At 42.1% G+C, this 10,724-nt stretch carries 10 protein-coding genes; 3 read left to right on the top strand and 7 right to left on the bottom strand.

Annotation, left to right across the window (positions count from 1 at the left end):
- Positions 1 to 335: 335 nt before the first annotated feature.
- Positions 336 to 1,331 (top strand): substrate-binding domain-containing protein, encoded by a 996-nt coding sequence (locus tag C900_RS26190; RefSeq protein WP_009583463.1) that lies wholly within the window; start codon positions 336 to 338, stop codon positions 1,329 to 1,331.
- A gap of 45 nt (positions 1,332 to 1,376) precedes the next feature.
- Here C900_RS26190 and C900_RS26185 read toward each other — a convergent pair whose 3' ends face one another.
- The 7 genes from C900_RS26185 to C900_RS26155 form a co-directional block, all read right to left on the bottom strand.
- Positions 1,377 to 1,841: a GNAT family N-acetyltransferase gene (locus tag C900_RS26185; protein WP_245558493.1), complete on the bottom strand. Its 465-nt coding sequence runs from the start codon at positions 1,839 to 1,841 to the stop codon at positions 1,377 to 1,379.
- A gap of 465 nt (positions 1,842 to 2,306) precedes the next feature.
- A complete protein-coding gene (locus tag C900_RS26180) occupies positions 2,307 to 3,950 on the bottom strand; it encodes a M1 family metallopeptidase (protein WP_009583461.1) in 1,644 nt (547 codons plus the stop codon).
- A gap of 2 nt (positions 3,951 to 3,952) precedes the next feature.
- Positions 3,953 to 4,879 carry a polysaccharide deacetylase family protein gene (locus tag C900_RS26175; protein WP_009583460.1) on the bottom strand — a complete coding sequence of 309 codons (927 nt, stop codon included), beginning with the start codon at positions 4,877 to 4,879 and terminating at the stop codon, positions 3,953 to 3,955.
- A gap of 69 nt (positions 4,880 to 4,948) precedes the next feature.
- Positions 4,949 to 5,686 (bottom strand): alpha/beta hydrolase, encoded by a 738-nt coding sequence (locus C900_RS26170; RefSeq protein WP_009583459.1) that lies wholly within the window; start codon positions 5,684 to 5,686, stop codon positions 4,949 to 4,951.
- A 258-nt stretch (positions 5,687 to 5,944) separates the two neighbouring features.
- A complete protein-coding gene (locus tag C900_RS26165) occupies positions 5,945 to 6,409 on the bottom strand; it encodes a COG2426 family protein (RefSeq protein WP_009583458.1) in 465 nt (154 codons plus the stop codon).
- 91 nt (positions 6,410 to 6,500) lie between these two features.
- Positions 6,501 to 7,274, bottom strand: coding sequence for a tRNA pseudouridine synthase A (locus C900_RS26160; RefSeq protein ID WP_009583457.1), 774 nt, complete (start codon positions 7,272 to 7,274; stop codon positions 6,501 to 6,503).
- A gap of 171 nt (positions 7,275 to 7,445) precedes the next feature.
- Positions 7,446 to 8,993, bottom strand: coding sequence for an SDR family NAD(P)-dependent oxidoreductase (locus C900_RS26155; RefSeq protein ID WP_009583456.1), 1,548 nt, complete (start codon positions 8,991 to 8,993; stop codon positions 7,446 to 7,448).
- Between the two features lie 304 nt (positions 8,994 to 9,297).
- Between C900_RS26155 and C900_RS26150 the strand changes: the two genes are divergently transcribed.
- Entirely contained in the window at positions 9,298 to 9,723 is a 426-nt protein-coding gene (locus C900_RS26150) for a response regulator transcription factor (protein ID WP_040497607.1), read from the top strand.
- A gap of 185 nt (positions 9,724 to 9,908) precedes the next feature.
- Positions 9,909 to 10,439, top strand: coding sequence for a DUF4199 domain-containing protein (locus tag C900_RS26145; protein ID WP_009583454.1), 531 nt, complete (start codon positions 9,909 to 9,911; stop codon positions 10,437 to 10,439).
- Positions 10,440 to 10,724: the final 285 nt, after the last annotated feature.

Genomic DNA, 10,724 nt, shown 5'->3' with positions numbered 1-10,724 from the left:
GTTCAGGCTGCTGTTTTTTACTGTAGAAAATAGCCAAACTAAAGTGGTAGAATTATCATTCTACCTGTTCGTTCCTGCAGAGTATGAGACAGCTTATTTTTTTTCCATTCTGGATAAGTTTATAGCTGCAGTATTTGCTTCTGTGATATATAACTATTCATAAGGGGCTATCAGCAGAAGATTCGGGATTTCCATTGACTCAAACAGCGCTTATGCAGGCATGTGTTGGCTTACTTCGCCTGTAGTTAAGCAATTTTCTCGCTACAGGGGTTTCCTATTGTCATTTATTTAACTATATTATTGTTCAACCCTTCACCCCCTGAATTATGAACATTATGAAAACTATTGTTGTTGTTATAGTTATTATCTCCACACATGTTGCATCCAATGCTCAGAAAATCGGCTTTCTTCTGGACAGCTACATCACCGACAGGTGGTATATGGATGAGAAGCTATTTTCGGATGAGGTGAAAAAGCTCGGAGGAGAATGCCTTGTTGAAACCGGAGCCTATGGAAATGCTGAAGAACAAATCGAGCTGGCAAAAAAGATGATCACCGAGGGCAAGGTAGACGTTTTGGTTGTAGTACCCAGTGATGCCAGAAAAGCTGCCGTTATAGCTTCTTTTGCCAAAGAAAACAATGTTCCGCTCATCTCCTATGATCGACTAATACTTAGTGACGATATATCCATTTATATTTCTTTCAATAATAAAAAGGTGGGCAACCTACAGGCTGAGTATGCACTAAACCTGGCACCCAAGGGTAGATACATTTTGCTCAACGGCCCAACTACTGATAATAATGCGGTACTATTCAGGGAAGGACAAATGGAGGTTCTTGAACCTCACATAAAGTCTGGCAATGTAACGATTGTGGGCGACATTGTACTCACTGCCTGGAGTGAAATAGAAGCCTTTATGCAAATGCAAAATCTGTTGTTGACACAAGATAACCATCCTGATGTTATCATTGCCGCAAATGATGCTTTGGCTAACGGGTCCATAGAAATGGTTAAATCCGTTGACAACGGTGGCAATCCTGTTATCACCGGACAAGACGCGGATATCAGAGGTCTGAAAAACATCTTAAAAGGCCACCAGACAATGACCGTTTACAAATCGATCAAAGCATTAGCGACTGTAGCCGCTCAGGCTGCAATGAAGCTTGCCAACAATCAACCCATAGAAGGCACTGTTATTTTGAAAGCAGATAATATAGAAGTAAAATCTATTCTACTCGATCCGGTAGTAGTGGATAAGTCCAATTTCAAAGAGACTGTAGTACAAGATGGACACATCTCGTTAGCTGAGATGTTAAATTTGTCGAAATAGGGCGCTTGATGATTTCTTGTAATAATTTAAAATCAGCTATGGTTTTTATTTGATGCTCATCTTCATCTGATAAAGGTCAAAGCCTTCAGCCCAAAAGTCTTTTGCAACCTTCTCCAACTCAAAACCTACCTTTTCATAAAATGGGTAGGCCAGTTGTGAGGTGCGTACAACAATAGACTGAGCTGCGCTGCTTTTCTTGATGGCGTCAATCCGATATAGGGTCAGCTTTTTACCCACACCTCTCTCCTGAAATGCTGGATGGATCATGTCCCATGCGATCCTTGCAATTGTGTTATTCTCGGCAAAATTGTATCCTCCGCAGCCTACTATCTGGCCCTTCTCTTCCACTACAAAATAGTGTTCAAGGAATTTGTCCAGGTACTCAATGAAATCATGCTCCTCTGAAGGGTGAAAGTATTCCGGTGTATTGAGCTGTAGCAGGTGAATCACTGCTTCTTTGTCATGATGGGTATATGGTCTGATCATAGCTTTTCCTACGAATAGGCGCAAAATTGGTTTATATTTAACCAGATTACATTTCCTTAACTATTGACCTTACATACCTGCGAGTGCGTTGTTAGCAGGATCAAAAAAATATGAGCTATGCTGTTTTCTCCGGTTGGCGCTCGTAATTAGGGGTCAGACGGTTCGAAACCGTCTGACCCCGGTCTGCTTTACAAAATGTAGACACTATTCATTCACCAATTTTCAATTTCAAAGCGCGCTCCTATCCTGTCTGCACGGTTCCAAACCGTCAGAACGGATATAAGCTGGATGTCTGCATTTGACCACTTATGTGTCAACAAATTGATTATCAATTTTTCATGAAACGTTCTTCATTGGAAGGAAGATTTTTACTAAGACCGAAAATACCTGCCTTATAACTTAGTAAGTTCCCTCGTTACCACCGGAGCCAAGCTCTCTTAAGTTAACAACATTGGGAAACATCGGGGAATTTATGTCTTAACAACTCTTCTATTTGACGTTTTTTGATTGTATCAAAAAATTTGGATCTATGATCAACTCTTCTGAATAATCCCGACTTTCGATACTGGTGCTTTGCCAGGAAGTGGTGGCTCGGAGCCAAACATCCCGCCCTGTACCTTTGACCTTAACTGGCATTTTGAAGTCATTCACATCAGCTACAAAACGATACGAAAGATTATCTCCTTCCTGACGATACTCCAATACAGGCACTGAAGCATGCCTTAGGTACTGGTTAAAAAAGGGCTTCAGGTTAATTTCCAGGTATTCGCTAATAAAATTTTCGAGTTCTACAGAATATACAGTTTGATGATAAAACCTCCTGTTCATCTCTCGAAGTAATGCTTTGAATTTGTCATCATCATCAACAATTTCACGTAACATATGTACGATAGCCCACCCTTTGAAATACATATCAGGACCGGCATCCCGGAAAATGCCATAGGGAGAGATCAGTGGTTGTTTATTCTTTATGTAATTCTTCCTGCGTGTTATATAGAATTCCCGGCCAACCTCTCGCCCGAACAGCTCCTCCATCACCAGCTCCTCTCCATAAGCTGCAAAACCCTCCTGCACCCACCTGTCAGCCATATCACTCATGGTAATATTGTTTCCAAACCACTCATGAGCCATTTCATGGACTATGAGCCGGTCTGTCTCTTTGTCTAGTGCAGTGAGATTTTTGAATTTGTATCTTCCCTTCCGGTATTGATTTCCATAAGCAATGGCGCTTTGGTGCTCCATCCCGATGTATGATGCATCCACCATCTTAAAACCATCCTCGTAAAAGGGATATGGGCCAAACCATTTTTCAAAGGCGCGCATGGTCAGATTCACCTCTGGTATCATATGGTTAATCGCTTTTTGCCTGTTGTAGTCGAGCACCCAAAAGCTCATATCCAGGTCTCCTTTCTCACCAGCGTAAGTGTGTTTTAGCACGACATAATTGCCAATGTAAAACGATATACCATAGTTATTGATTGGGTTAACAACAGCCCATGTGTAGCTACTTTTGCCGTGTTTTGACTCTAAAGATGTCAACCGGCCATTGGCAACAGCAACCATCGAGTCGGGAACAATTACTGTCAATGAAGCGCCATGATCAGGTTCTTCACTATAATGATCTTTACAGGGATACCAGACACTTCCTCCCAATAACTGACAGGCTGCAGATATCCAGGGCCTTTCTAATGAATCTTTTGCCCACACGATACCTCCGTCATAGGGTGGCTTTACAGATTCTTTAGGTGCACCTGAGTAGTAGACTGTTATTGCATGTATCTTTTGTTGAAGATTGGGCAGGTTAACAAACCAGGCGTCACCTTCTTTTGTCAATTGGCCTATCTTTTCACCTTCCAATAGGACACTATCGATTTGTAGTGGGGCTTGCAGGTCTATCTGCATCGCCTCCCCCGTCCGCTTTCCTGTCTGCTCAAAAAGAATCCTGTTTTTACCAGTAAGCGTATGGTTCCTGATATTTGGCTCAATGGTAATATCATAGCGAACTACATTCCACCAGGCTCTTTCCGGGGTAATGGATCCTTTCAGGCTGTCTTGCCTCGTTGGGATCTCCTGGGCCAAAGTGTTGGAAAAAAGTAGTACCGATGCAATAAGGAAAAGCCTGAGTCGAAGCATACCTATTCGTTTAAGAGTTCCGGCAAAGCAGGCTCTCCCTCAAAGAAATCACCCCTTTTTCCTCTACTCAGCGCCCATCGCTCTATCCATGAAATACCCCAATCGCCATAGGCGGTGATCTCTTCGCCATAGACCTCGTCCTTTAGTGCCTCTTCCTGTGAAATGAATGTATAGCCGTTTTTACTAAACATTTTAAGTATATCTTCGAGGTAGTGAGCATTTAGCAGGTTAGCATGAATTAAAAATACTTGTCTGATGTGGCGGTTCAGCATCTTCACTGTCAGGTTTTCAAAATACAGCAACTTCGCCTCAGTATGTTTTACATAGGCCTCGCCTATCGTTCGCATTTTAGCGGTATCACCAGCCTCATAAGCTTCACTATAGCGTTTGGCAAATAAGTAGTCATCATTATCAATAGTTACCGGAGCAGCTACATAACCCTTCTGATGCAGGAAGATCTGCAGAGAATCTGCTTTCTCTTTAGTAGAGCCACTTTTGAGATAAGGGTGCCGGAAAAACCTGAGATCATAACCATATTTCTTTGCCATTGGCCGTGTTACCTTCTCGCCTTTTACAATATCAGTTGTGTAGTCATTATAACCCGACCTATGATAGTTCATGTGAGAAAAAGTGTGATTTCCCAATTCATAACCTCTCTGAAGCCAATTCTCAAGCAAATTTAGCCTGGCGCGATCTTTTTTTCCTTTTTTGTACAGTTTTCCTTCGTTAACATAACCGATTGCTGGCACCTGATATCTATCCAGGCCATCCAATATTTTATTCACTATCTCCTTTGCAAAATCTTTACTGTCGATACCATAGTTGACCACAGGCAGATCGTCAACGGTAATGGCAATTTGTTTTTCCTGAGCAGTGCAAAACGAAGTGGTACTGACTGCTATGAACGCAGCCATAAACAATATTTTCATTTGTGGTTGTTATTTTTTACAAAAACCAGAGGTTTAAGAAACGCTCAGGTTCATTCTTTATTACCTTCTTCACAATTCAGATTCGATTTCAGCAAATAGGGTCAATAAAGCTTCTAATGTCTGCTCCTGCTGTTGTTCCAATGGTATTGCGGCATCATCATCTCCCAGCAGGTGTCCGAGGTATCCAAATTGAGAATGGTTCCCACCTTCAATAAAAATTAAGCGCGCATTTGCTGGTAATTTTGATTTATTTTCCATCACTTCCCCCATACTTGCCAGACCGTCATTTTCAGCATAGATCTTCGCTGTGGGTATTTCCAAACCCGACAGATCAATATCTCTTGGATGCGAAGTGCCCATTAAAAATAAACCTTTCATTAGCGCCGGATTTTCGAAAACGAATTGTGCAGCCATTTTTCCTCCTTGTGAGTGTCCGCCTATTGCATAGTGACTCGCAGATAGATCAAACAGCTCCTTGATCTTTTCATAGCCCTTGACTGGTAGTCGAAAAGGCATCCTCATTAAATGGCAGGTAAATCCCTTTTCTGCTATCTTCCTACACAAGGGAGCATACGCTTTCGGATCAGTAAGTCCCCCCTGAAAGAAGATGATCTCCAGGTTACTGGCACTGTTTCGGGGCTTAAAGGTATAGTAATCATTTCTTGTCTCAACCGCAAGACCAGTATCAGTATCAAACACATTATCGGGGAGGTTGTGAGATTGAAAGGCCATCCATTGCCATATCATAAAGATAGTCACCAGGCTAAACCATATTATTCTGAAAAATTTGCGTTTGCTCACTTTCATTCCGCTAAGAAATAAAAAATATGGCTATTCCTGCTGCCAGCAACAAGATATTAAGGCTCAATAGCAACCATATTAATTTCCATTTACCTCTTTTAGCTAAAAGTATACCTAACATATCATTATAATTTAAAATTACCTTTTCTTCTGGTCAGCGCTTTTGATAAAACTATGTAGTTATGCTAAGATATGCTAATATTTGAGCGTTTTATAAGCTACCTGGCTAACAGGCGTCTGTAGCGTTTGTTTTGGTCACCTACATCAAAGAAGCTTAATACCCTGATGACCGAAATAGGCGCCTATAGTTACCAACAGGCATGATATTATTACTCCCAGGCTAATTGACTTAAAGGCCTGCTTTGGAGGCAGCTTAAACAGTATGGCAGCAATAGATCCCATATAAGCCCCTGTTACCGGCAAAGGGATCATAACAAAGACCATCAGTCCCCAAAAACCATACTTATGGATACTGTTGCCTGTCAGTTTCTTCGCTCTTTTCGATACTTTCACCGACTGTTTTTTATAAACGCGGTATTGCCACATTTTCTTATTTACAGCTTGAAGCACCACATACACCAGTGGGTAGACCAAAAGATTTGCCACAAGTCCGCTTAAAAAAGCTATTATAGGATGTACACCATTTAATATGCCGTAGGGAATGCCAACACGTGCCTCACCGAGTGGTGAGATGCTGAACAGAACAGTAAAAAATATATCGTTGATCATAATTAAACGAGCGCAAAAATAACATTGGAAATAGAATTCACAGGCTTATTTATATAAAAATGTTTTAATGATTTTTATCAGTCATCAGGTATCATCCAAAATCTATCTGATGAAGTATCAAACCTGAGGAAGGAGCAATAAAACTCAATGGCTCATCATCATCCCCTTTTAATGATAACTCAATATCCGCTAAAGTAAGTTCTCCTCTACCCAAACTAAATAGCGCCCCCATCATCAGTCTTACCTGATGACGTAGAAATCCTTGTCCACGCACCCTCAGCAGATAGCTTTTATCAGGGAAAAAATTAGAAGTGTGTATATCATTTTCTACTATTTCACAAGTTAAGACTTCCCGAACCAGCACAGTATCCGCAGAAGGCTTACAGCAGTATTTTTTAAAATTATGAACACCTTCAAACTGTTTGGCGCCTGCCTTCATCATATCTATATCCAAATTCCCTGCCATGTATACCATAAAAGGAGCGCAAAAGGGATGGTTCTTCTCTCCGAAGGAGAATAAATACAAGTACTCCTTGACCTTAGGGCTTTGAATAATATTAAATTCCTCCCCTACTTCCTTTACGGCTAATGCCCGGATATCGTTGGGCAGGTTGGTATTCAGGTCATGAAGAAGTGAATCTGCATCCACCGGTTGCCTGGTAAAGAGCTCAAAAGCGTAATGATGGGCAGAAACCATCGCATCAGTCCGGGAAGAGCCCAGGGTCCTGAAATTGTTATGATCAAAAATGAAACATAGCGTCTTCTCCACCATCCCCTGAACAGTCTTTACATTTGGCTGTTTTTGCCAACCATGATAACGAAAACCCAAAAACTGTATTTCTACAAGATAGTAATATTTCTTCATTGTTCAGTTCGCAGTTTTCAGTTCTCAGTTCGCAGTTCGCAGTTCGCAGTTTTCAGTTTTCAGTTCACAGTTCGCAGTTTTCAGTTTGTCGGTTGTCGGTTCTTTCAATTATCTTCTCTGTACCCGTAGCCTCCGTCATTGAGAACTGCAAACTAAGAACTCTGTACTGTACTACCAATCGATTGGGTAGTAATCTTTTAGGAATTTGCCACACCAGTGGGTGCCGGTATTGACCCCATCAAAGAAGGGGTCACACACACGTGCTGCGCCATCCACTATATCCAGTGGTGGTTGAAAATCATGTACCTGCTCTTTGTGGCGGGCCAGTTCTGAAGGATCTTCGTCTGTCACCCAACCGGTATCCACAGCATTCATAAAAATACCATCTTTCGCCAGGTCACTGGCAGAGGTGTGGGTAAGCATATTCAATGCTGCCTTTGCCATATTGGTGTGAGGGTGACGGTCTTCTTTTTTAAAACGGTGAAACTTGCCCTCCATAGCTGATACATTGACAACATGCTTTTTACCCGTATAATCTCTCCTCATCATACCAATAAGTCTGTTACACAGCACAAATGGAGCCACCGCATTCACCAACTGTACCTCCAGCATTTCAGGCGTCTGTATCTCTCCCAGCCTTAAACGCCAGCTATTGGTCTTACGCAGGTCTACCTGCTGTAGATCGGCATCCAATTGCCCTTCAGGAAATACCTCCTTTACATCCAGCGAGTGATCAAACTTATAGGGTATCTGTGATAGCTGAGCAGAGGCACGCAATCCGATTCCCGGCTCCTGACTGTGCCAGCTTACGGGCAAAGCTCCGTTCTTTTCTTTTTGAATGACACCGGCAGCTCCCAAAAAACCCAGGCAGTGCTGCTGATCTTCCAATAGCATCTGAACATCCGTTGATAAGTCGCCATAAGGCAATGCTTCACCGGCCATTAGATGGCTATAAAAACCCGGAGGCCTTCTCACCGTCTGAGCAGCATTGTTAATCAGTAAGTCCAGCCTGTCATAGTGCTGCTCCACATAACTTGCAAATATTTCAACGCTAGGTATATGCCTGAGATCCAGGCCATGGATCTTCAAACGATGCCCCCATTCTGAAAAATCCTCATCCTTTGAAAAACGAACAGCCGAATCGACAGGGAAACGTGTGGTCGCTATCACTGTAGCTCCGGCCCTGAGCATCATCAGCGTAGAATGATATCCTATTTTAAGGCGTGAACCCGTTATTAGCGCCACCTGTCCGGTTAGGTCTGCTGTTTGAAAACGTTTTGCATAGTTGAAGTCTCCACATTCAGTACACATAGCATCATAAAAATGGTGCAGCAGCGTGTATTCCTTTTTGCAAACATAGCAGTTGCGGGGAGAAGTTAATTCTTTCTGATGGCCATTATTAACCGGGATGGTCGAAATCTGTTTCGGTGCTGTAAACACAGCAGTCGTTCTCGCTGTACGAATACCGGTTATAGCACGCGCATTGCGGTCATGCACGACCTGCATCTGACGCTGGATCTGCCTGGCCACCTTGTTCCTCTTTCTGATCTCATCGCGGTCCGGCCTTGAAAGAAGACCTGCAATTTTTAGTAAAGCCACCCTTTTGTCCTCCGGTAAAGCAACCAGTTGCTCTACATCTTCATTAAGCTTTTCCAGAACATAGATACATTGCTCTATTTCTGAGAGGCTAAGCTTCTCCTCATTGCGCTCACTATTCATTCAACTTTTTTCGATTGATCTGCGAATATAAAATAGTTATGTTATATTTTACTCAGACGGCAATTCGCTCTTAGGTCACCTATGTATAGAAAAAACATAAGTAGTGTCTCTAAAGAAAACGCCAATGTCTGCGTTACGCTCGTTCCAAAAATGCTCACGTACCTCAGTACGCTCCGCTTTTTGGAACTTCGCAAGCCTTGACCTTGACGTTTTCTTAAAGCCACTTGGAGTTTTCTTTGAGACACTAAGTAGTGTCGGCTATATTTTAAGCCTTGCACAAGAAATAGGCTAACTTTACATAGTTATGCGAAAAACTATTCTCTTATATGGTCTTGGGTTAGCTACTCTAGCCACTGTGCTCAAGCTAGTGGAATACAGGTATTTTGTAAGGGATTTATCACTAGAGGTATACCTGGCGGTGATTGCCTCCCTTTTTACAGCTTTGGGAGTCTGGGCAGGAGCTAAACTCATTAAAAAAACAAAAATACAGCAACCAGGAGTCGACTTTGCCATCGACAGTAAGAAGCTTGAGGAAACCGGCATTAGCACACGTGAATACGAAGTTTTAGAACTGATGGCTCAGGGCCATTCTAATCAGGAAATTGCCGACAAACTATTCGTATCTCTGAGTACTATCAAAACGCATACTACCAACCTGTTTTCCAAGCTGGATGTAAAGCGGAGAACGCAGGCAGTACAGCGGGCAAAAGAGCTGAACCTGATACCTTAATACCTCATACTTTGGTGGGATATCAGTTAAGAACATTAAAATCATACTTAAGTACGAGGCAGACAAACGATTTTTTAGCGTTGTTTGAACTTACAGTTTGAAGCTTGCCACTTAATTCGTAAATCAAAAATGGTGAATCGTAAATACAGCCTCAATACTAATATCTCAATACTAAACATATACATATGAAAAAAGTAATTATCACCTATGGATTAATAGCAGGAGCAATAGTCACTGCTCTGATGTACATCAACTTCTCTTTAAGCGGAGAAGAAATGGATTTTGACCTGGGAGAAATATTGGGTTATCTGACAATGATCATTTCATTGTCTACTATTTTCTTCGGCATTAAAACATTCCGTGACAAACACAACGAAGGTATCGTTTCTTTTGGCAAGGCTTTCCGTATAGGTCTTTTTATAACGTTAATAGCAGCCTGTATGTATGCTATTGGCTGGGAAGTGTACTATCAAACCTCTGCTTCTGATTTTATGACCAAATACACTGCGCACTATATCGAAAAACTTGAAAGTAGTGGGGCTTCTGCCGAAGAAATTGAGCAAAAAGCGCAAGAGATGAAAGTGATGCAGGAGTATTACGCCAATCCATTTATCCGGTTCGCCTGGACAATAATGGAGATCTTTCCCATAGGGCTTGTAATTTCTCTGGTCAGTGCGGCTATTCTTCGCAAAAAGGAAGTGTTGCCGGCACATTAAGATCATCAGCCACCTGACAAGGCCCCCACTGCTATTAAGTTAAGAAAAATCTCTTCTAAGTAGCACGGTCATCTCGCCTGTCCAGAGCTTGCCTCGAGGACCCCCAAGGGAGAGATCCATGCACCTTTGGAGCAGTTACTTGTGCATAGACCCCTCCAAAGTACCAATGACAAGTTCTTACTAGATTCTGATAATCAATGAATTATTAAATACCCCACTATCGTCATCCCCGAACGTAACATCACCCTGAGGAACGAAGGGTCTTCCTCAGTTTAGTAAGGACAA

This window comes from Fulvivirga imtechensis AK7 (assembly GCF_000331535.1).
Classification (GTDB): domain Bacteria; phylum Bacteroidota; class Bacteroidia; order Cytophagales; family Cyclobacteriaceae; genus Fulvivirga; species Fulvivirga imtechensis.
The sequence above is the reverse complement of the archived record's forward strand: the minus strand, read 5'-3'. Positions and strand labels throughout refer to the sequence as shown.

Excerpts from the sequence above, each read along its gene's own strand:
- C900_RS26190 (WP_009583463.1), top strand. The coding sequence starts at position 336 with ATGAAAACTATTGTTGTTGTTATAGTTATTATCTCCACACATGTTGCA.
- C900_RS26180 (WP_009583461.1), bottom strand. The coding sequence starts at position 3,950 with ATGCTTCGACTCAGGCTTTTCCTTATTGCATCGGTACTACTTTTTTCC.
- C900_RS26175 (WP_009583460.1), bottom strand. The coding sequence starts at position 4,879 with ATGAAAATATTGTTTATGGCTGCGTTCATAGCAGTCAGTACCACTTCG.
- C900_RS26170 (WP_009583459.1), bottom strand. The coding sequence starts at position 5,686 with ATGAAAGTGAGCAAACGCAAATTTTTCAGAATAATATGGTTTAGCCTG.
- C900_RS26165 (WP_009583458.1), bottom strand. The coding sequence starts at position 6,409 with ATGATCAACGATATATTTTTTACTGTTCTGTTCAGCATCTCACCACTC.
- C900_RS26160 (WP_009583457.1), bottom strand. The coding sequence starts at position 7,274 with ATGAAGAAATATTACTATCTTGTAGAAATACAGTTTTTGGGTTTTCGT.
- C900_RS26155 (WP_009583456.1), bottom strand. The coding sequence starts at position 8,993 with ATGAATAGTGAGCGCAATGAGGAGAAGCTTAGCCTCTCAGAAATAGAG.
- C900_RS26150 (WP_040497607.1), top strand. The coding sequence starts at position 9,298 with ATGCGAAAAACTATTCTCTTATATGGTCTTGGGTTAGCTACTCTAGCC.
- C900_RS26145 (WP_009583454.1), top strand. The coding sequence starts at position 9,909 with ATGAAAAAAGTAATTATCACCTATGGATTAATAGCAGGAGCAATAGTC.